Origin of the sequence: Bradyrhizobium sp. 187, from assembly GCF_023101005.1 — a bacterium.
Classification (GTDB): Bacteria; Pseudomonadota; Alphaproteobacteria; order Rhizobiales; family Xanthobacteraceae; genus Bradyrhizobium; species Bradyrhizobium canariense_D.
This window is the reverse complement of sequence record NZ_CP064693.1, coordinates 7,003,433-7,023,541: the sequence shown is the minus strand read 5'-3', so window position 1 is coordinate 7,023,541 and position 20,109 is coordinate 7,003,433. Positions and strand designations below refer to the sequence as shown.

16 protein-coding genes are annotated in these 20,109 nt (G+C 64.1%); 14 read left to right on the top strand and 2 right to left on the bottom strand.

Translation table 11 applies throughout. The features are described from left to right. The first annotated feature begins 17 nt into the window (after nt 1–17). Entirely contained in the window at nt 18–2,249 is a 2,232-nt protein-coding gene (locus IVB19_RS33925) for a CHASE2 domain-containing protein (RefSeq protein WP_018457599.1), read from the top strand. 255 nt (nt 2,250–2,504) lie between these two features. On the opposite strand, the gene IVB19_RS33920 is transcribed toward IVB19_RS33925, so the two are convergent. Continuing rightward, nucleotides 2,505–4,100, bottom strand: a complete 1,596-nt coding sequence (locus tag IVB19_RS33920) for an ABC transporter substrate-binding protein (RefSeq protein ID WP_018457598.1) — start codon at nt 4,098–4,100, stop codon at nt 2,505–2,507. A 210-nt stretch (nt 4,101–4,310) separates the two neighbouring features. Here IVB19_RS33920 and IVB19_RS33915 point away from each other — a divergent pair, with 210 nt between their 5' ends. From IVB19_RS33915 to IVB19_RS33855, 13 genes are all read left to right on the top strand, one after another. After that, entirely contained in the window at nt 4,311–5,969 is a 1,659-nt protein-coding gene (locus IVB19_RS33915; RefSeq protein ID WP_018457597.1) for an ABC transporter substrate-binding protein, read from the top strand. A gap of 195 nt (nt 5,970–6,164) precedes the next feature. After that, nucleotides 6,165–7,118, top strand: coding sequence for an ABC transporter permease (locus IVB19_RS33910; RefSeq protein WP_085349306.1), 954 nt, complete (start codon nt 6,165–6,167; stop codon nt 7,116–7,118). Between the two features lie 2 nt (nt 7,119–7,120). Next, nucleotides 7,121–8,023, top strand: a complete 903-nt coding sequence (locus tag IVB19_RS33905; protein WP_018457595.1) for an ABC transporter permease — start codon at nt 7,121–7,123, stop codon at nt 8,021–8,023. A 2-nt stretch (nt 8,024–8,025) separates the two neighbouring features. Further along, the gene (locus IVB19_RS33900) at nt 8,026–9,087 is read left to right on the top strand and encodes an ABC transporter ATP-binding protein (protein ID WP_018457594.1); all 1,062 of its coding nucleotides are present in this window, start codon (nt 8,026–8,028) and stop codon (nt 9,085–9,087) included. Then, nucleotides 9,084–9,278, top strand: coding sequence for a hypothetical protein (locus tag IVB19_RS33895; protein WP_018457593.1), 195 nt, complete (start codon nt 9,084–9,086; stop codon nt 9,276–9,278). The genes IVB19_RS33900 and IVB19_RS33895 overlap by 4 nt, the downstream gene beginning before the upstream one ends. Beyond that, nucleotides 9,275–10,690, top strand: a complete 1,416-nt coding sequence (locus tag IVB19_RS33890) for an Asp-tRNA(Asn)/Glu-tRNA(Gln) amidotransferase GatCAB subunit A (RefSeq protein ID WP_018457592.1) — start codon at nt 9,275–9,277, stop codon at nt 10,688–10,690. The genes IVB19_RS33895 and IVB19_RS33890 overlap by 4 nt, the downstream gene beginning before the upstream one ends. Beyond that, nucleotides 10,687–11,664: an ABC transporter ATP-binding protein gene (locus tag IVB19_RS33885; RefSeq protein ID WP_018457591.1), complete on the top strand. Its 978-nt coding sequence runs from the start codon at nt 10,687–10,689 to the stop codon at nt 11,662–11,664. The genes IVB19_RS33890 and IVB19_RS33885 overlap by 4 nt, the downstream gene beginning before the upstream one ends. Before the next feature lie 97 nt (nt 11,665–11,761). Next, the gene (locus IVB19_RS33880; protein WP_007605178.1) at nt 11,762–12,031 is read left to right on the top strand and encodes a GlsB/YeaQ/YmgE family stress response membrane protein; all 270 of its coding nucleotides are present in this window, start codon (nt 11,762–11,764) and stop codon (nt 12,029–12,031) included. Nucleotides 12,032–12,291: 260 nt separating this feature from the next. Further along, nucleotides 12,292–14,037 carry a type I secretion system permease/ATPase gene (locus IVB19_RS33875; RefSeq protein ID WP_018457590.1) on the top strand — a complete coding sequence of 582 codons (1,746 nt, stop codon included), beginning with the start codon at nt 12,292–12,294 and terminating at the stop codon, nt 14,035–14,037. After that, the gene (locus IVB19_RS33870) at nt 14,034–15,368 is read left to right on the top strand and encodes an HlyD family type I secretion periplasmic adaptor subunit (RefSeq protein ID WP_018457589.1); all 1,335 of its coding nucleotides are present in this window, start codon (nt 14,034–14,036) and stop codon (nt 15,366–15,368) included. The genes IVB19_RS33875 and IVB19_RS33870 overlap by 4 nt, the downstream gene beginning before the upstream one ends. A gap of 175 nt (nt 15,369–15,543) precedes the next feature. Beyond that, nucleotides 15,544–17,022 (top strand): AMP nucleosidase, encoded by a 1,479-nt coding sequence (locus IVB19_RS33865; protein ID WP_018457588.1) that lies wholly within the window; start codon nt 15,544–15,546, stop codon nt 17,020–17,022. 77 nt (nt 17,023–17,099) lie between these two features. After that, nucleotides 17,100–17,375 (top strand): DUF1488 family protein, encoded by a 276-nt coding sequence (locus IVB19_RS33860; RefSeq protein ID WP_026233404.1) that lies wholly within the window; start codon nt 17,100–17,102, stop codon nt 17,373–17,375. A gap of 240 nt (nt 17,376–17,615) precedes the next feature. Beyond that, nucleotides 17,616–18,986: a putative hexosyltransferase gene (locus tag IVB19_RS33855; protein ID WP_018457586.1), complete on the top strand. Its 1,371-nt coding sequence runs from the start codon at nt 17,616–17,618 to the stop codon at nt 18,984–18,986. Nucleotides 18,987–19,013: 27 nt separating this feature from the next. Here the strand turns inward: IVB19_RS33855 and IVB19_RS33850 are convergent, their stop codons facing one another. Next, nucleotides 19,014–20,102, bottom strand: coding sequence for a Zn-dependent alcohol dehydrogenase (locus IVB19_RS33850; protein ID WP_018457585.1), 1,089 nt, complete (start codon nt 20,100–20,102; stop codon nt 19,014–19,016). Between the last annotated feature and the right edge of the window lie 7 nt (nt 20,103–20,109).

Below are 20,109 nucleotides of genomic sequence, written 5' to 3'. Positions count from 1 at the left end.
CGTGATATCCAGCCACCATGAAACGTCTCAAGATCCTGCGGCGGTGGTTTGCGCGCAAGTTCGGGTTTGCGCGGCTGATGTGCCTTGCGCTGCTGGTCGTATTTGCCGGCGCTCGGCTCTGGGATCCGCCTCCGATCCAGGAACTGCGGCTGCGCACGTTCGACATGTTTCAATTGATCGATCCGCGCCACAAGACGGCGCGGCCGGTCACCATCGTCGACATCGACGACAAGAGCCTCGCCAAGCTCGGCCAGTGGCCGTGGCCGCGGACGCGGATCGCCGACATGATCCAGAACCTCACCAATCACGGCGCGGTGGCGATCGGCTTCGACGTCGTGTTCTCGGAGGCCGACCGGCTCAACCCGGATCTGGTCGCGAGCCAGATGCGCTACCTGGACGACGCCACCCGCGCCAAGCTGCGCGAGCTGCCGAGCAACGACCAGATCCTCTCCGAAGCGATCAAGCGCTCGCGCGTGATCCTGGGCGAGACTGGGCAGCGGGCGATTTCGTCCGAGGTCGACAAGTCGCTGCCCTTCACCGGCGTCGCGACGGTCGGCGAGGAGGGCGCTGAGCGCTTCCTATTCGAATTTCCCGGGCTGTTGCGCAACGTGCCCGAGATCGAGAAGGTCGCGGCCGGCCGCGGCCTGTTCTCGATCAAGACCGAGCGCGACGGCCTGATCCGGCGCGTGCCGATGATCATGCGCGCCCAGGGCATGGTCATGCCTTCGCTGAGCCTCGAGATTTTGCGCGTCGTCACGGGCACGCCGACCTTGCTGGTTCGGACCGACAAGACCGGCGTGCGGGCCGTGCGTCTCAAGGGCGTGGAGATCCCAACCGACAGGAACGGTCAGCTCTGGGTGCATTACGCGCGCCAGGATCCCTCGATCTACGTCTCGGCCGCCGACGTGCTCGACAATACGGTGCCGCCTAACAAGATCGCCGGCAAGCTGGTGCTGATCGGCACCTCGGCGGTTGGGCTCAACGACATCAAGACCACGCCGGTGTCCTCGACCATGCCCGGCGTCGAGATCCACGCCCAGGTGCTGGAGAGCGTGCTGAGCGGCGCGGTGATCTCCCAGCCGAACTATGCGCTCGGCGTCGAGCTGCTCGCCGCGCTCGTCATCGGCTTGCTCGTCATCATCTTCACGCCGAACCTCGGACCAGTTCGCCTCGTGCTTGCCGGCGCGACCTTCGCCGCTATCCTGATCGGAGTGTCCTGGTTCTTCTATGCGCAGCACCGCTATCTCATCGACTTCACTTATCCGCTGCTCTCGACCACCGCGATCTATCTGACGCTAATCTTCGCCAGCTTCGTGCGCGAGCAGCGCCAGCGCGTGCAGATCCGCGGCATGTTCGCGCAATACATGTCGCCGGTGCTGGTCGAGCAACTCGCGCAGTCACCGGAAAAACTCGTCCTCGGCGGCGAGGAGCGCGAAATGACGATCATGTTCTCCGACGTGCGCGGCTTCACCACCATATCGGAAACCTACAAGCACGATCCGCAGGGCCTGATCGCGCTGATGAACCGCTTCCTGACTCCGCTGACCGACGTGATCATCGATCAGAAGGGCTATATCGACAAATATATGGGCGACGCCATCATGGCGTTCTGGAATGCGCCGCTCGACGATGCCGAGCACGAGGTCAACGCCTGTGAGGCCGCGATCCAGATGTTGGAGAAGATCGACGCGGTGAACAAGGACCGCGAGCAGGAGGCCATTGATGGCGGTCACGTCTACATCCCGCTCAATGTCGGTATCGGTCTCAACACCGGCATCGGCGTCGTCGGCAACATGGGATCCGACCTGAAGAAGAACTATTCGGTGCTCGGCGACAGCGTCAACCTGGCCTCGCGCCTGGAAGGCCAGTCGAAGGAATACGGCTTTCCCATTATCGTTGGCTCGCGCACCGCGCTCGCGGCCAAGGACAAGTTCGCGATCCTCGAACTCGACTTCATCATGGTCAAGGGCAAGACCGAGCCGGAGGTGATCTATGCCATCGCCGGCCGCGAGGATGTGATGCTTTCAGGCGCCTTCCAGCGCCTGCGCAACGTCACCATCGAAATGCTCGCCTGCTATCGCAGCCGCGACTGGCAGGGCGCGCTGGACGCGATCGACCGCGGCCGCAGGAGCGAGGATGCCGACACGCTGGAAAAGCTGTTCAAGCTCTATGAAGTGCGCATCAAGGAATTCCAGGTCAATCCACCGCCGGAAGGTTGGACCGGGGCCTATGCGCTGCTGACGAAATAAGGGAGGCGCTTGCTAGCGGCTAAACCCTCGGTGTCGTCCCGGCGCAGGCCGGGACCCATACTCCGCAGCAGAAGCTGTACGCCAGATCGGAGTTGGCTGTCGTTGCCGAATTCAACTCGGTGGTTATGGGTCCCGGCTACGCCGGGACGACAGCGGTGTTCGACGCCGCAGGCCGTCGCCTTAATAAGAGGTGTCGTCCTGGCTTTCGCCAGGACGACAGTGGTGTTTGCGGAAGCGGGGTGCCGACCTTGAGCCTCACTCCGCCCCGATCGTCGTGAGATCCTGGAACCAGTGCTGCGCCTGCACGAACTGCTTGACCTTGGGCGACAGCGCATGCGGGTTGGTGTCGTGCACCACCCATACCAGCGTGGCGTCGTCGACGATCAGCGCGTGCGCCTGCGCCAGCAACTCGTCCTGCTTGGCGCTGTCGAAGGTCTGCTTGGCCTCGTCGATCAGCGCGTCGGCCTTCGGGTTTTTGTAGCCGCCCCAGTTGACGCCGACCGGCGCGATCTGGCTCGAATGGAAGAAGCGGACGATGGCGTAGAGCGGGTCAGAGGTGACATAGGCGATGTTGTTGGCGGTGATGCCGGCGTTCATCTCGTCGGCCGCGCCCTTGCGCCAATGCGTATAGAGTGTCTCGAGCTCGACGACCTTGAAATCGATGTCGATGCCGGTCTCCTTGAAGCTCTGCTGCAAAAATTCGTTCATCGGCAGCGACAGCATCTGGCCGGTGCCGCCCTGTGCGATGATGAAGGTCGCTTTCAGCGGCTTCGCCTTGGAGTAGCCGGCTTCCTCGACCAGCTTCTTGGCGGCTGCGACATCGTATTTCAGCTCGAAGCTCGGCTTGCCGAACCAGGGGCTCGACGGATCGACCTGTCCCTTGGCGGGTTTCGCAAGGCCATTCATCAGGCCCACCACGGCTTCACGATCGATCGCGAGGTTCAGCGCCTTGCGCAGGCGGATGTCGGTCCAGGGCGAACCCGGCAGCACGCTCAGATGATAATTCCAGACATGCGGCGTAACGTTGTCGACGAGCTTCATGCCGGCGGCCTTGAGCTGCGGCACGGCATCCGGCGCCGGCGTCTCGATCAGATCGACCTGCCCGGCCAGCAGCGCATTGGTGCGCGTCAGCGCTTCCGGCATCGGCACCAGCACGAGCTTGTCGACCTTGGGAATACGCTTCTTGTTCCAATAATCCGGATTCTTCGTGAGCTCGGCGAGTTCGCGCGGCACCAGTTTTGTCAGTTTGAACGGGCCGGTCCCCGAAGGCTGGCTCGCGAACTTGTCCCAGTCCTTACCGAGCTTCTCGTATTGCGCCGGGCTGGAGACCAGGAACCACAGCATCTGATAGGGAAAGAAGGAATCGACCGTCTTGGTGGTGATCTCCACCGTGAAGTCGTCGATCTTGGCGTAGCTCGCGACCGAAGGCAGGCGGGTCTTGACCTGCGCACTCTGGCGCTTGTCGAATTGCGGCGCCTTGTCATTGAGCACCTTGTCCAGATTCCAGATCACGGCGTCGGCATCGAACTCGCTGCCATCGTGAAACTTCACGCCCTTGCGCAAGGTGAAGCGCCATTTGGTCTTGTTCTCGGCATCGACCCTCCACTCGGTGGCCAATCCGGGCACCAGCTTTCCCGGCCGGTCGGCGACGTCCATCTCCCACGCCACGAGCGGATCGTAGATGGTGTAGGCCGTGAACTGATAGGCGCCCGCGCCGCGATCGGGCTGGCCGGTCGTCAGCGGGATGTCCGCCATCGAGATGCCGTAGCGCAGCACCGTTTCGGCGCCCGCCGGAATCGCGGACAACGCCAGTGCAAGCACGGCGAAACAGGTCGATAGTCGGATACGCATGGGCCAAAGCTCCAAGGAAGAATTCAAGGACAATCGGAGCCAAACCTGCAATCTTGATGCCAGAATAGGCAGCGAGGTGCTTTCGCCGACGTGTCATCACAAGGACTTGTCGTCGCAGGGGCAATTTGCAGAATAAGTTTCCCCATTGGCATAGGCATTGCATACGATTGCATCAAAATTAGTCATCGAAGCCGGAAAAGGATTGAGTCAATGTTGATCAAGAAAAACAAGACCCGCGCGGCGCTGATCGCGTTGCTGGCGCTCAGTAGCGCGGCTGCGTGGCCGCGCGCGGCCACTGCCGAAACCGTGCTGCGCATCGCCATGACGGCTGCCGATATTCCGCGCACGCTGGGCCAGCCCGATCAGGGCTTTGAAGGCAACCGCTTCACCGGCCTCACCATGTATGACGCGCTCACCGGCTGGGACCTTTCCTCGGCCGACAAGGCGAGCGTGGTGATCCCCGGCCTTGCTACCGAGTGGAAGGTCGACGATGCCGACAAGACCAAATGGACTTTCAAGCTGCGGCCGGGCGTCACCTTCCATGACGGCTCGCCGTTCAATGCGGACGCCGTGGTGTGGAATGTCGAGAAGGTGCTGAAGCAGGACGCGCCGCAATTCGACGCCAGCCAGGTCGGTGTCACGGCCTCGCGCATGCCGACGCTGGCATCAGCGAAGAAGGTCGACGACATGACGGTCGAGCTCACCACCAAGGAGCCCGACAGCTTCCTGCCGATCAACCTCACCAATCTCTTCATGGCGAGCCCGGCGAAGTGGCAGGCCTTCTACGACAAGGCGGAGGGCGCCGACGCCAAGGCCAAGTCGCAGGCCGCATGGACCGCGTTTGCCAAGGACGCCGCGGGCACCGGCCCGTGGAAGATGGCGGGCTTCACCCCGCGCGAGCGGCTGGAGCTGGTCAAGAATGCGAGCTACTGGAACAAGGACCGCGTGCCCAAGGTCGACAAGATGGTGCTGTTGCCGATGCCGGAGGCCAACGCGCGCACCGCGGCGCTGCTTTCCGGGCAGGTCGATTGGGTCGAGGCGCCGGCGCCGGACGCGTTGCCCGAGCTCAAGCAGCGCGGCTTCAAGCTCTACGCCAACGAGCAGCCGCACGTCTGGCCGTGGCAGTTCTCGCGCGTCGAGGGCTCGCCCTGGAACGACATCCGCGTGCGCAAGGCCGCGAACCTCTGCGTCGATCGCGAAGGCCTCAAGGACGGCCTGCTCGCGGGGCTGATGGTGCCCGCGACCGGCACGTTCGAGGTCGGCCATCCCTGGCGCGGCAGACCGACCTTCGAGATCAAGTACGACAAGGCTGCTGCACAGAAGCTGATGCAGGAGGCCGGATTCGGCCCGAACAAGAAGCTGACGGTGAAGACCCAGACGTCTGCGTCCGGCTCGGGCCAGATGCAGCCGTTGCCGATGAACGAATATATCCAGCAGGCGCTGGCCGAATGCTATTTCGACGTGCAGCTCGATGTCATCGAGTGGAATACGCTGTTCACCAACTGGCGCCGCGGCGCCAAGGATCCCAGTGCCAACGGCTCGAACGCGACCAACGTCACCTATGCGGCGATGGACCCGTTCTTCGCGCTGGTGCGCTTCCTGCAATCGGGCATGGCGCCGCCGGTCTCGAACAATTGGGGTTTCATCAACAATCCCAAATTCGACGAGCTGGTGAAGAAGGCGCGGCAGACCTTCGATCCCGCCGCGCGTGACGCCGCGCTCGCCGAACTGCACGCGGCCTCCGTCGATGACGCGGCCTTCCTCTATGTCGCCCACGACGTCGGTCCCCGCGCCATCAGCCCGAAGGTGACAGGCGTCGTGCAGCCAAAGAGCTGGTTCATCGACTTCTCACTGGTGTCGATGCAATAGTTCCCGCCTCATACGCAGTGCACCCTCTCCCCTTGCGGGAGAGGGTGGCTTCGCGCAAGCGAAGCCGGGTGAGGGATCTCTTTCCGCGGATGACCCTCTCTCTTTTTCGTTAACACTGCATCCGGGGTTAGAGCCCTCATCCGGCGCTTTGCGCCACCTTCTCCCACAAGGGGAGAAGGGAAGAAAAGAAACAACGTGCTCGCCTATATCGCCAGACGCATCGTCTACGTCATCCCGATCGTCATCAGCGTCGCGCTGGTGTGTTTTCTGCTCGTGCACATCACGCCGGGCGATCCGCTCGTCGCGGTGCTCCCCGCAGACGCCTCGCAGGAGCTCGCCGCGCAGCTCCGGACAGCCTATGGTTTCGACCGCCCGCTGCCGGTGCAGTTCGGGCTTTGGCTGCTCCGCGCGCTTCATGGCGATCTCGGCAATTCCATCGCCACGGGCCGCCCGGTGCTCGCCGAGGTCATGCGCGCGGTCAGCAACACGGTCACGCTGGCGATTGCGGCGGCGATCATCGGCTTCACCATGGGCATCCTGCTCGGCCTGATCGCCGGCTATTTCCGCGAGACCTGGATCGACAAGCTGGCGACCTCCTTTGCCATCGCCGGCGTTTCGGTGCCGCATTACTGGCTTGGCATGGTGCTCGTCATCATCTTCTCGGTCCAGCTGAACTGGCTGCCCGCTGTCGGCGCCGGACCCGGCGGCTCGGCCGCCTGGGCCTGGGACTGGGCGCATTTGCAATATCTCGTGCTGCCAGCGATCACGACCTCGGTGATCCCGATGGGCATCGTCACTCGCACGGTGCGCGCGCTGACCGGCGACATTCTCAGCCAGGACTTCGTCGAGGCGCTGCGTGCAAAAGGCCTGCATGAGCGCGGCGTGTTCCGCCACGTCATCAAGAACGCCGCCCCCACCGCGCTCGCGGTGATGGGACTTCAGCTCGGTTACATGCTCGGCGGCTCGATCCTGATCGAGACGGTGTTCTCCTGGCCGGGCTCGGGCTTCCTGCTCAACTCCGCGATTTTCCAGCGCGACCTGCCGCTGCTGCAGGGCACGATCCTGATCCTGGCGCTGTTCTTCGTCTTCCTCAATCTGATGGTCGACATCGCGCAAGCCGCGATCGACCCGCGCATCAAACGGGGTTAGCGATGAGCGAGCTTCCGTTGTCCGTCACCAGCGATACGGCGCTTCAGTCCGCGCCCGCGACCAAGGCGCGCGGCTATTGGGCGACCGTCGGCCGTCGTATCTGGCGTGACAAGGTCAGCATGGTCTGCGCGCTGGTGCTGCTGCTGATCTTTCTCTCCGCGATCGTTGCGCCGTGGCTCGGTCTGGAAGATCCCTACAAGGGCTCGATGATCCGCCGCCTTCGGCACATTGGCACATCCGGCTACCCGCTCGGCACCGACGAACTCGGCCGCGACATGCTGGCGCGGCTGATCTATGGCGGCCGGTTGTCGCTTCTCATCGGCATTTTGCCTGTGATCCTCGCCTTCTGCATCGGCACCTCGCTCGGCCTCGTTGCCGGCTATGTCGGCGGCAAGCTCAACACCGCGATCATGCGCACGATCGACGTGTTCTACGCGTTTCCGTCCGTGCTGCTGGCGATCGCGATCTCGGGCGCGCTGGGCGCGGGCATCCTCAATTCCATCGTGTCGTTGACCGTCGTGTTCGTGCCGCAGATCACCCGCGTTGCCGAAAGCGTCACGACGGGGGTGCGCAACATGGACTTCGTCGACGCCGCGCGCGCCTCGGGCGCGGGACCGTTCACCATCATGCGCGTTCATATCCTCGGCAATGTGCTCGGTTCGATCTTCGTCTACGCGACCAGCCTGATCTCGGTCTCGATGATCCTCGCGGCAGGCCTGTCGTTCCTCGGCCTCGGCACCAAACCGCCGGAGCCGGAATGGGGCCTGATGTTGAATACCTTGCGGACCGCGATCTATGTCAACCCCTGGGTCGCCGCGCTCCCCGGTGCAATGATCTTCGCGGTCTCGATCTGCTTCAACCTGCTCTCGGACGGCCTGCGCAGCGCCATGGACATCAGGAACTAGCCATGAGCGAAACCAACCTCTCCGTCGCAATGCTGGAGCCGATCGAAGACCTCGGCGGCGTCGCCCAGCCGCTGCTCCAGGTCAACGGCCTCACCAAGCATTTCCCGGTTCGTGGCGGCCTGTTCGCCGCAAAGCGCACCGTGCGGGCGGTCGATAATGTCTCGTTCACCGTCGCCAAGGGCGAGACCGTCGGCATCGTCGGCGAGTCCGGTTGCGGCAAGTCGACCACCGCGCGGCTGCTCATGCATCTGATGCCGCGCGACACCGGTGACATCATCTATGACGGCATGAGCGTCGGCCAGTCGCTCTCCTTGCGCGAGCTGCGCCGCGGCATGCAGATGGTGTTCCAGGATTCCTACGCTTCGCTCAACCCGCGCCTGACCATCGAGGACTCGATCGCCTTCGGCCCAAAGGTGCACGGCATGGCCGACGGCGCCGCGCGCGCGCTGGCGCGCGAGCTGCTGGGCAAAGTGGGCCTGGTTCCTGCAAACTTTGCCAACCGCTACCCGCATGAGATCTCCGGCGGCCAGCGCCAGCGCGTCAACATCGCGCGTGCGCTGGCCCTGTCGCCGCGGCTGGTGATTCTCGACGAAGCCGTCTCCGCGCTCGACAAGTCGGTCGAGGCGCAGGTGCTCAATTTGCTTGCCGATCTCAAGAGTGAGTTCGGCCTGACCTATCTCTTCATCAGTCACGACCTCAACGTCGTGCGCTATATCAGCGATCGCGTGCTGGTGATGTATCTCGGCGAGGTCGTCGAGCTCGGCCCGGTCGACCAGGTCTGGGACCAACCGGCGCATCCCTATACGCGCGCACTTCTTGCCGCGATGCCGTCCTCGGATCCGGACCGCCGCACCGAGACGCCGCCGATCACGGGCGATCCGCCCAATCCGATCGATCCACCCTCGGGCTGCCGCTTCCACACCCGTTGCCCGTTTGCGGAGCCGCTCTGCGCAAATGCGACACCAAAACTCACCGCGCTCGATAGAATGGGCCACGAGGCCGCGTGCTACATGGCGATCCCGGGTTCAGGCCATCGCCGCGCGCCGAAGGAGGAAACCGCATGAGACCGACGACAAAAGAGATCAAGGCGACGGCACAGGTCGCCGGCGTTCCCGTCGACGACGAGATCGCGACGCGCATCTCCAATTCCATCGGACCGGCCTTCGAGGGCTTTGCGGCCATTGCCGGCACGTTGCCGTTCGATCTCGAGCCCGCGCTTTATCCGATCGCGCAGACTGCCAAGGTCTCGAAATGAGCACCGAGCCCGCATTGATGACGCTCACCGAGGTCGCGCGCGCGATCGCGATGAAGCAGGTGTCCTCGCATGAGGTGACGCGTGCGCTGCTGCATCGCATCGCGCAGTGGCAGCCGCACCTCAACGCCTTCATGTCGATCGAGGCAGAGGCAGCGCTGAAGGCCGCCGATGCCGCCGACGCCGAACTCGCCAAGGGGGAAGTCCGCGGTCCGCTGCACGGTGTGCCGCTCGCGCACAAGGATATGTATTACGACGCAGGTCACGTCGCGACCTGCGGCTCGTTGATCCGCCGCGACTTCGTTCCGACAGTGACCTCCACCGCCTTGCAGAGGCTGAAGGACGCCGGCCAGGTTCGCCTCGGCACGTTGCATCTCGCCGAATTCGCCTATGGCCCGACTGGCCATAACGCCCATTACGGCCCGGTTCGCAATCCCTGGAACGCTGCGCACATCACCGGCGGCTCGTCGTCGGGCTCGGGCTCGGCGGTCGCGGCGCGACTGACCTATGCGGCGCTCGGCTCCGACACCGGCGGGTCGATCCGCATGCCCGCACATTTCTGCGGCGTCACGGGATTGAAGACCACCGTCGGCCGGGTCAGCCGCGCCGGCGCGATGCCGCTGTCGCAGTCGCTCGACACGGTCGGCCCGCTCGCCCGCACCGCCGAGGATTGCGCGCTGCTGCTGGCGCTGATGGCCGGCCCTGATCCTGAGGATTCGACCTGCAGTCATGAGCCGCTGTCTGACTATGTCGGCGCGACCAAGGGCTCGCTGAAGGGCCTCAAGGTCGGCGTCCCCTCGTCCTTCTATGTCGATGATCTCGACGGCGAGGTCGCGCGCGTGCTGGACGAGACCGTTGCGGTGCTCAAGCGTGAGGGCGCCGACATCGTCACGGTCGAGCTGCCCGATCAGCGGCAATTGTCCTCGGCAAGCCAGCTCGTGCTCGCAGCCGAAGCCGCCGCCTTCCACAAGCGCTGGATGATTGAGCGGCCGCAGGATTATGGTCCGCAGGTGTTGATGCGGCTCCAGAACGGCCTCGCGGTCCCCGCCATCACCTATCTCGAGGCGATGCGCTGGCGCGGACCTGCGCTCGCCGCGCACAACGCTGCCACATCGGGCGTCGACGCGATGATCGCGCCGGCGTCCCCCGTGCCGGCGCCAACGATCGAGGAGAGCGACGTTGGCGGCGGGCCGAATGCGCCGGCGCTGTTGCAGCGGCTGACGCTGTTCACCCGTCCGGTGAATTACCTCGGCCTGCCGTCGCTCACGGTGCCCTCGGGCTTCACCAAAAGCGGTCTTCCGATCGGCATGCAGCTGATCGGCCGCTCGTTCGATGAAGCGACCTTGCTCACCATCGGCGCCGCGTTCCAGCGCGCCACCGACTACCACGAAAGGCTGCCGAAACTTCCGTCATGACAAAGCTCGTCGAGATCTCAGGCCTTAACATCCGCTTCACCGGGGAGCGCACGGTCTATGCCGTGAACGATCTCAGTCTCTCGCTCGGCGACGGCGAGGTGCTGGGCCTGCTCGGAGAGTCCGGCTCGGGCAAGAGCGTGACCTTGCGCGCGCTGATGCGCCTGTTGCCGAAGAAGCGCACGCAGATCACGGGCAAGGTCAACGTCATGGGCCGCGACGTGCTCGCCATGAACGACGAGCAGCTGTCGTCGTTCCGCGGCCAAACCGTGTCGATGATCTTTCAGGAGCCGGCGCTGGCGCTCGATCCGGTCTACACCATCGGCGCGCAGATCGCCGAAAGCGTGGTGCGTCACGAAGGCAAGTCGTATGCGGAGGGCAGGGCGCGCGCACTCGAAATGCTCGAGGTCGTGCGCATTCCTTCCGCAAAACGGCGGCTCGATGCCTATCCGCATGAGATGTCCGGCGGCATGCGTCAGCGCGCGATGATCGCGCTGGCGCTCGCGTGTCGTCCCAAGATATTGCTCGCGGACGAGCCGACCACGGCGCTCGATGCCACCGTGCAGATCCAGATCCTGCTGCTGTTGCGCGAGCTGCAGCGCGAGTTCGGCATGTCCGTCATCTTCGTCACCCATGACATCGGGGTCGCCATCGAGATCTGCGACCGGGTCGCGGTGATGTATGCCGGCCAGATCGTGGAGCAGGGCACGCTTCGCGACATCGTCCGCTCGCCGGTGCATCCCTACGCCAGGGGCCTGCTCGCCTCGACCGTCCACGGGGCCAAGCGGGGACAGCGGCTCGAGACCATCCCCGGCACCCCGCCGTCGCTGGGCGAGCGGCCGCACAACTGCTCCTTTGCGCCCCGCTGCGCCGCTGCCCAGCCGCGCTGCCTGGAGCAATTGCCTGGGAATGTGGAGGTCGGGCCGGGCCGGGCAGCACGGTGCGTGCTGGCGGAGCCGGTCACCGCGCTGTCATGATATTTGGACCGCCAGCGGGGAACGGGGGAACAGCATTCAGACCTCGTTCATCCCGGTTCCGCTTCCATGGAACCGTTCACGGAGAGGGACCTCATTTATGTACATTTCGAATGAAGGCTTGCTTGTCATCCTGTTCGTCGGCCTCGTCGCTGGTTGGCTGGCCGGCAAGGTGGTGCGCGGAACCGGGTTCGGCATCATCGGCGATATCGTGGTCGGCATCGCCGGCGCGCTGGTGGCAAGCTTCCTGTTTCCGAAGCTCGGCATTCACATCGGCACCGGGCTGATATCGGAGATCATCTATTCCGCCATCGGCGCGGTCATCCTGCTGCTGGTGGTGCGGCTGGTCCGCGGCGGCGGCCGGTTCTAATGGCGCCCGGGTTCAATTGATCGAACTTTTGACCTCTCCCCGCCCGGGGAGAGGTGACATGTCTGCAAGAAAAAGCCGCAAGATCGTGAGATTCCGGACTTGCGTGCAAGGTCGGTCGGGGGTGATGTGGGCCATAGGGGTCCCGGGTGTTCGACTGCGTTGAGCGATGAGCGCAAACGCGATGTTAATCCGGGTCAATTACTCCTGAATTTGCCTTTGAAATCAGGGACTTTGGCCCCTACCCGAAAGAGATCAGACTGATGGCAGCCGTTCCCGGCGTCCGCCGCTCAGAGCTCGGTGATGCGCTGCGCGCCTGTCGCACGGCGTTTGTCGGCGTCGGCTTGATGAGCTGCATGATCAACCTGCTCTATCTGACCGGGTCGATCTTCATGCTGGAGGTCTACGACCGGGTGCTGCCGAGCCGCAGTATTCCGACCCTGGTCGGCCTGATCGTCCTCGCCGGTTTCCTCTACATGGCGCAGGGCGTGCTGGACATGATCCGCAACCGGATCTTGGGCCGGGTCGGTACCGCCCTGGACGAAGCCTTGAACAAGCGGGTGTTCGACACCATCGTGCGCCTGCCGCTGCTGGTTGGCAGCCGCAACGAGGGGCTTCAGCCGCTGCGGGATCTCGACAATGTCCGTTCCTTCCTCGGCGGCATGGGACCGAGCGCGTTCTTCGACCTGCCCTGGCTGCCGCTCTATCTCGCCATCTGCTTCGCCTTCCACGTCATGATCGGCGTCACCGCGCTGGTCGGAGCCGTCATCCTGGTCGGGTTGACGCTGGTCACCGAGTTCATGTCCCGCCAGCCGGCGCGCGAGGCGATGGGGCTCGCCGCCCAGCGCAACGATCTCGCCCAGGCCAGCCGCCGCAATGCCGAAGTCATGGTGTCGATGGGCATGGCCGGCCGGATGAACGCGCGCTGGAGCGAGGCCAACGAAAAATATCTCGACGGCAACCAGCGTGCGAGCGACGTCGCCGGCGGTCTCGGCGCGGTCGCAAAAGTGCTGCGCATGATGCTGCAATCGGCCGTGCTCGCGGTCGGCGCCTATCTCGTCATCCACCAGGAGGCGACCGCCGGCATCATCATCGCCGGCTCGATCCTCTCGGCACGCGCGCTCGCGCCGGTCGACCTCGCGATCGCGCACTGGAAATCCTTTGTCGCGGCACGCCAGAGCTGGCATCGTCTGACCCGCCTTCTCGAGCAGATGCCGGCGCAGACGATGCCGACCCAGTTGCAGGCGCCCACCAGCCGCCTCTCGGTCGAAGGTATCGCCATGGTGCCGCCGGGCGACCAGCGCCTCATCGTGCAAGACATCACCTTTGCGCTCGAAGCCGGCAATGGCCTCGGCGTGATCGGACCGAGCGGCTCCGGCAAGTCGTCGCTGATCCGCGCGCTGGTCGGCGTCTGGCAGCCGGTCCGCGGCAAGGTGCGGCTCGACGGCGCGGCGCTCGACCAGTGGTCGTCGGACATGCTTGGCCGCCACATCGGCTATCTGCCGCAGGACGTCGAATTGTTCGGCGGCACCATCGCGCAGAACATCAGCCGCTTCGATCCCGAGGCCACGTCTGACGGCATCATCGGCGCCGCCAAGGAAGCCGGCGTGCACGAGATGATCATCAAGATGCGCGAGGGCTACAACACCCAGGTCGGCGAGCAGGGCACGGCGCTCTCCGCGGGCCAGGCGCAGCGCGTGGCGCTGGCGCGCGCGCTCTATGGCAACCCCTTCCTGATCGTGCTCGACGAGCCCAATTCCAATCTCGATACCGAAGGCGACGAGGCGCTGACCCGCGCCATCCGCGCGGCGCGCGAGCGCGGCGCCATCGTCATCGTAGTGGCGCACCGTCCGATCGGCGTGGAAGCGGTTGACCAGATCCTGGTGCTGCGCGACGGCCGCATGCAGGCCTTCGGGCCGAAGGAACAGGTGCTCGCCCAGGTGCTCCAGCCGCGCGTGACGCCGCCGGCGCCGATCAAGATCGTCAGCGAAGGCGGAGCCAAGGCATGAGCACGATGGCGCTCGGCGGCGCGAAGCCTGCCGCGAAGAGGACCGTACGGCAGTCGATCCGGTTTCACCTGATGCTCGGGCTTGGGATCGTGCTGGTCCTCCTGGTCGGCCTCGGCGGCTGGGCTTCGACGGTGCAGATTTCGGGCGCGCTGATCGCGCCGGGTCAGATCGTCGTCGAGTCCAATGTCAAAAAGGTGCAGCATCCGACCGGCGGCGTCGTCGGCGAGGTGCGTGCTCGCGATGGCGACGTAGTTAAGGCTGGCGACATCGTGGTGCGGCTCGACGACACCGTCACCAAGGCGAATCTCGCCATCGTCACCAAGAATCTCGACGCGGCGCAGGCGCGTGCGGCGCGGCTCCAGGCCGAGCAGCGCGGAATCGACAGGATCGACTACCCGCAAGCGTTGCTCGATCGCGGCAACGATCCCGACGTCAAGGCGCTGCTCTCCGCCGAAACCAAGCTGTTCGACGTCCGCGTCAACGGACGCGCCGGCCAGAAGGCGCAGCTGCGCGAGCGCATCCAGCAGCTCAATGAAGAGATCGAGGGCCTCTCCGCGCAGGAGCGGGCCAAGGACAAGGAAATTTCGCTGGTGCAGCAGGAGCTCGTGGGTGTCCGCGATCTCTATGACAAGCACCTGGTGCAGATCTCCCGTCTGACCACGCTCGAACGCGACAGCGCCCGCCTCAACGGCGAGCGCGCGCAATACATCGCCTCGCGGGCGCAGGCCAAGGGCAAGATCACCGAGACCGAGCTCCAGATCATCCAGGTCGACAAGGACATGGTCAGCGAGGTCTCGAAGGATCTGCGCGAGACCAACGACAAGATCGGCGAAATGATCGAGCGCAAGGTCGCCGCCGAGGACCAGCTTCGCCGTGTCGACATCCGCGCGCCGCAGGACGGCATGGTGCTGCAATCGACGGTGCATACCGTTGGTGGCGTCATCACCGCCGGCGACGCCCTCATGCTGATCGTGCCGCAGGCCGACGATCTCCAGGTCGAAGCCAAGGTCAATCCGGTCGATATCGACAAGCTCCAGATCGGCCAGAAGACGCTGCTGCGCCTGTCCGCGTTCAACCAGCGCACAACGCCGGAGCTCAACGGCGTCGTCAGCCGCGTCTCGCCCGACGTCACCACCGATCAGCGCACCGGCCAGAGCTACTACACCATCCGCGTCTCGCTGTCCGCAGAGGAGGTCGCCAAGCTCGGTGACTCCAGGCTGATCCCCGGCATGCCGGCGGAAGCGTTCGTCCAGACCGGCGATCGCACCATGCTGTCCTACCTGATGAAGCCGCTGCACGACCAGTTCATGCGAGCGTTCCGGGAGAAGTGACGCGCGAAAGCGCGTCATCCCATTCGTCATTGCGAGCGCAGCGAAGCAATCCAGGTCGCCTCCGTGGCGAGATTTCTGGATTGCTTCGCTACGCTCGCAATGACGGGCGGCTTCTTTCTTGCTTTAGTTTTCTTGCTATAGTTCGATTCAGCCCCAGCAAACCCGGCGTCGAACAATGCAATCCATCCAATCTCCACCCTCCGTCGCCACCGAATCCTATTCCGACGCCGGCCTCGCCGTCGCCCGCCTCGAAGAGATCTACGAGCGCAACACGAAGTTCCTGCGCGACCGGTTCGAAGCTTACGTCAACGGCGAGGCAATCACGACGCGGGTGCGGGCCTTCTATCCCTTCGTCCGTATCACCACCGCGACGCATGCGCGGCTGGATTCGCGGCTCGCCTACGGCTTCGTCGCGCGGCCCGGTGTGCACGAGACCAGCGTCACGCGGCCGGATCTGTTCCGGACTTATCTCACAGAGCAGATCGGACTGTTGATCCAGAACCACGGTGTCCCAGTCGAAATCGGCGAGTCCAGCGAACCGATCCCCGTTCACTTCGCCTATCGCCGCGACATCAACATCGAAGCCGCCATCACCACCAGCGAGAACTCGCCGGTGACGCGATCGCTGCGCGATGCGTTTGACGTGCCTGATCTGGCCACCATGGACGATGCCATCGCCGACGGCACTTTCGAGCTCCAGCCCGGCGCGCCCGAACCGCTGTCCCTGTTTCGGGCGGCCCGCGTCGACTACTCGCTGCGCCGGCTCTACCACTACACGGGCACGGATCCAGAGTATTTCCAGAACTTCGTGATCTTCACCAACTACCAGTTCTATGTCGACGCCTTCGCGCAGCTTTGCCAGCAGCGGCTTCAGGCTGGCGAGGCGGGCCTCGATGCCTTCGTCGCTCCAGGCAATGTGATCACGCGCAGCGGCGGCGCGACGACGGGCGTTGCGCCCGCGCGCACGCCGCAGATGCCTGCCTTCCACCTGGCCGCGCCCGGCTATCGTGGTATCACCCTGATCAACATCGGCACCGGTCCGTCGAACGCGCGCAACGTCACCGACCATGTTGCCGTGCTGCGGCCCCATGCCTGGCTGATGCTCGGCCATTGCGCGGGCCTGCGCAACACGCAGCGGCTCGGCGACTACGTGCTCGCCCATGGCTATGTGCGCGAGGACCATGTGCTCGATCGTGAGTTGCCGCTGTGGGTGCCGATCCCGGCGCTCGCGGAGATGCAGGTGGCGCTCGAGGAGGCGGTCGAGGACGTCACCGGGCTCGAAGGATTCGAGCTCAAGCGCCTGATGCGCACCGGCACCGTCGCGAGCGTCGACAACCGCAATTGGGAGATCAGCGGGCCCGATGTCATTCGCCGCTTGTCGCAATCGCGCGCGGTTGCGCTCGACATGGAATCGGCCGCGATTGCCGCCAACGGCTACCGCTTTCGCGTCCCTTACGGCACGCTGCTGTGCGTCTCCGACAAGCCTCTCCACGGCGAGATCAAGCTCGCAGGCATGGCCAGCGAATTCTACCGCCGCCGCGTCGGCCAGCATCTCGAGATCGGCTTAAAGGCGCTGGAACGGCTCAAGCAGCAGGAATCCGAGCGACTGCATTCCCGCAAGCTCCGCAGTTTCGCCGAAGTTGCATTTCAGTAGGCCATGGATTGCCTTTGCTGCTGACAAGCAGCGGGATTTTCGGCATTTTCGGCGCGGGGGTCGACCGGGACGAATTGATGCCACTCATGCGCGACAGGATCATTGGCCATGATCTCGAACGGCTCGCCTTTCGCTTCACCATGCTGAACGACGGCGAGGTCGTGCAGTGCCAGATCAGCGACGCCGCCATGGACGAGCTTGCGGGCATGCAAGGCACCGAAAGCAGCGCGCGGCAGGCCCAGTTCCTGTCGCTGCGCGAGACCATCGAGCGGCTCGCCTCAGACCTCTACGACGAGGCGCCGCGGGTCAGGGGCCATGTGGTGCGGATCTTCACGCGACATTTGCAGCGATAGTGCCGCTCCAGCCTCCGCCGTCATGCTCCAGGACAGTTCATCAGTTGGTCAAGATTTGGTCTTGCCGGGCTTACCTTCCCGCCGGCAGCCATTTCGACGAGCGTCAATTCCTCTAAAGCATTCGCTAACCAAGCAACCGTTTCGCGGCAATCTTAAGACCTGCGAAACCAGACGTTATCCAGCTATGAATTGATGGCCCGTAGAGGTTGGGTCACGAAATGGAGCCTCACGAGTGATCGCGTGACAAAAGACATTGTTGGAATCGACGCGATCCGCGGGCCCGGTCATGACGTCAATCCGAACAAGACGCAGCCAGAGAGTTGGCGGCTTGCAATCGCCGTCGCGATCGGATGTGGACTTGTCGGCCTTGCGCTCCGCTACGTTGCCCGGGAACACGCGACCGATGACGCCATTCAGCATCTGATCCCCTGGTATGTCTTTGCTCGCGATCACGGAGTCGCCGGGCTGGCCGAAGCCTTTACCAACTACACGCCGTTCTACAGCTACCTCCTGCTGATTGCCGCCCGATTTGATTGGCTAGGCGAGCCACTTTCCCTCGTGAAAGCGATCTCGGCAGTATTCGAGTTGGGCTGCGCGATCACTGTGGCCCAGATCGTCTGGCGAGCGACAAAGCTGCCGTTGCGAGCTTCCCTGGCCTTCTGCGCTGTCTGGCTTGCACCGACGGTGATCTTCAACGGCGCGGTGTGGGCGGAGAGTGATTCGATCTGGACGTACTTCACGCTGGTTTCCATCGCGCTGTTCATGCGGGACCGAAATGGCGTTGCGTCATTTGCGATGGCATTTTCGGTGAAGGCTCAGGGCGTGTTCCTGGGACCCTTCGTGCTCGGCATGATTCTGCGCCGCAGGATCCACCCGGCATGGCTCGCCACCGTTCCCGGGATCTATGTGGTTCTCGCCATTCCGGTTCTGGTCGCCGGTAGATCTTTGGCCTCCGTGTTCGCGGTCTATCTGGACCAAGCTCACACCTTCAATCGCCTCACCATGAACGCAGCGAACATCTGGGTGCTGGCTGGCGGACTGCCGTACGCGATCGGAGTCGCCGTCGGCATGGTGCTCGCGGCCGCGAGCGGGCTCGCCTTGTCGATCTTCATCGCGCGCTCTCGACGGGCGGGGCCGGAGTTTATTCTGCTCGTCGCCTGTGTATCGCTCATGCTCATGCCGTATCTGCTCCCGAAGATGCACGAGCGGTACTTCTACGCGTTCGAGCTTGCGTCGATCGCGCTGGCCTGCCTCAATCCGCGCTATGTGCCCTTCGCGGTGATTGCTCAGGTCGACGGCGTGTTATCCTATCTCGCGTTCGAAAACGGAATCGTCCTGGGCGTGCTGCCGGCGGCACTCTGCAACAGCCTTCTCGTGTACTACCTCGTGCATGATCTTTGGCGCGGCGAACGTGGATTTCGCTTTCCGAAGCTTGCTTGGCTCGGCTTCATCGCGTCGACCGCGGGATTGTTCTCCTATCTGGTCATCGAAGGGCCCGGTTTGAACATATCGCCCCTGTACCTGCTCGCCACGGGTCTCGTGACAGCTGCGGCGCTGCTGCTCCTGAAAGAGTCGCGTGGCGACTTGGCCGGCCCGGACCAGTTGCCTTAATCCTGGGCGACCCGCGTCATCGAGCCATCAGCTGTCAAACATGATCACGCTGCGCAGCGTCTTGCCGGCCTTCATGTTGGCAAACCCTTCGTTGATCTCGGAGAGCTTCAGCTTGGCCGAGATCCAGTCTTCCAGATGCAGCCGGCCGCGCAGGTAGAAATCCACCAGCCGCGGCATGTCGACGCGAAAATGGTTCGAGCCCATCGATGAGCCCTGGATCCTGCGCTCGCGCAGGAAGTCGAAGCCGTGCAGCTCGATCTTCTGGCCGAACGGAATCATGCCGACGATGGTGGCCGTGCCGCCCGAGGCGAGCATGCCGAAGGCCTGCTCCGCGGTCTCCTTGCGGCCGAGCACCTCGAAGGAATGATGCACGCCGCCATTGGTGAGATCGCGCACCTGCTTCACGACGTCGCCGTCTGCCGGATTAATGATGTCGGTGGCGCCCAGCTTGGTCGCGAGCTGGAGCTTGGCCGGGTTGGTGTCGATGGCAATGATGCGGCCGGCGCCCGCGATCTGCGCGCCGTTGATCGCGGCCATGCCGACACCGCCGCAGCCGATCACGGCCACGGTCTCGCCGGCCGTCACCTTCGCCGTGTTCACGACCGCGCCGTAGCCGGTGATGACGCCGCAGCCGATCAGCGCGGCCAGATCGAGCGGCATCTCCTTGCGGATTTTGACGATCGCGTTCTCGTGCACCAGCATCTGCTCGGCGAAGGACGAGAGGTTGAGGAACTGATGCAGCTTCTCGGAGCGAGCCCATTGCATCCGATTGGACACCCCCGGCAGCAATTTCACCGTGGTGTCGGTGCAGAGCACCGTGCGGCCCGTGGTGCAGTTGTCGCAGGTGCCGCAGAATACCGAAAGACAGGTGACGACATGATCACCGGGCTTCACATAGGTGACGTCGGAGCCGACCTGCTCGACGACACCGGCCGACTCGTGCCCGAGCACCGCGGGCAGCGGATGCGGATAAAGGCCTTCCATGAAGTGCAGATCGGAGTGGCAGAGACCTGCGGCCGAGGTCCGGATCAGGACCTCGCGCGGGCCGGGCTTCGGCAGGCTGACATCCTCGATGACTAGGGGCTTGTTGACTTCATGGAGGACGGCCGCCTTCATCGAGCAC

What these genes read in the sequence shown, in the direction of transcription:
- IVB19_RS33925 (WP_018457599.1), top strand. Translation starts at nt 18, where the DNA reads ATGAAACGTCTCAAGATCCTGCGGCGGTGGTTTGCGCGCAAGTTCGGG.
- IVB19_RS33920 (WP_018457598.1), bottom strand. Translation starts at nt 4,100, where the DNA reads ATGCGTATCCGACTATCGACCTGTTTCGCCGTGCTTGCACTGGCGTTG.
- IVB19_RS33915 (WP_018457597.1), top strand. Translation starts at nt 4,311, where the DNA reads ATGTTGATCAAGAAAAACAAGACCCGCGCGGCGCTGATCGCGTTGCTG.
- IVB19_RS33905 (WP_018457595.1), top strand. Translation starts at nt 7,121, where the DNA reads ATGAGCGAGCTTCCGTTGTCCGTCACCAGCGATACGGCGCTTCAGTCC.
- IVB19_RS33900 (WP_018457594.1), top strand. Translation starts at nt 8,026, where the DNA reads ATGAGCGAAACCAACCTCTCCGTCGCAATGCTGGAGCCGATCGAAGAC.
- IVB19_RS33895 (WP_018457593.1), top strand. Translation starts at nt 9,084, where the DNA reads ATGAGACCGACGACAAAAGAGATCAAGGCGACGGCACAGGTCGCCGGC.
- IVB19_RS33890 (WP_018457592.1), top strand. Translation starts at nt 9,275, where the DNA reads ATGAGCACCGAGCCCGCATTGATGACGCTCACCGAGGTCGCGCGCGCG.
- IVB19_RS33885 (WP_018457591.1), top strand. Translation starts at nt 10,687, where the DNA reads ATGACAAAGCTCGTCGAGATCTCAGGCCTTAACATCCGCTTCACCGGG.
- IVB19_RS33880 (WP_007605178.1), top strand. Translation starts at nt 11,762, where the DNA reads ATGTACATTTCGAATGAAGGCTTGCTTGTCATCCTGTTCGTCGGCCTC.
- IVB19_RS33875 (WP_018457590.1), top strand. Translation starts at nt 12,292, where the DNA reads ATGGCAGCCGTTCCCGGCGTCCGCCGCTCAGAGCTCGGTGATGCGCTG.
- IVB19_RS33870 (WP_018457589.1), top strand. Translation starts at nt 14,034, where the DNA reads ATGAGCACGATGGCGCTCGGCGGCGCGAAGCCTGCCGCGAAGAGGACC.
- IVB19_RS33865 (WP_018457588.1), top strand. Translation starts at nt 15,544, where the DNA reads ATGCAATCCATCCAATCTCCACCCTCCGTCGCCACCGAATCCTATTCC.
- IVB19_RS33860 (WP_026233404.1), top strand. Translation starts at nt 17,100, where the DNA reads ATGCCACTCATGCGCGACAGGATCATTGGCCATGATCTCGAACGGCTC.
- IVB19_RS33850 (WP_018457585.1), bottom strand. Translation starts at nt 20,102, where the DNA reads ATGAAGGCGGCCGTCCTCCATGAAGTCAACAAGCCCCTAGTCATCGAG.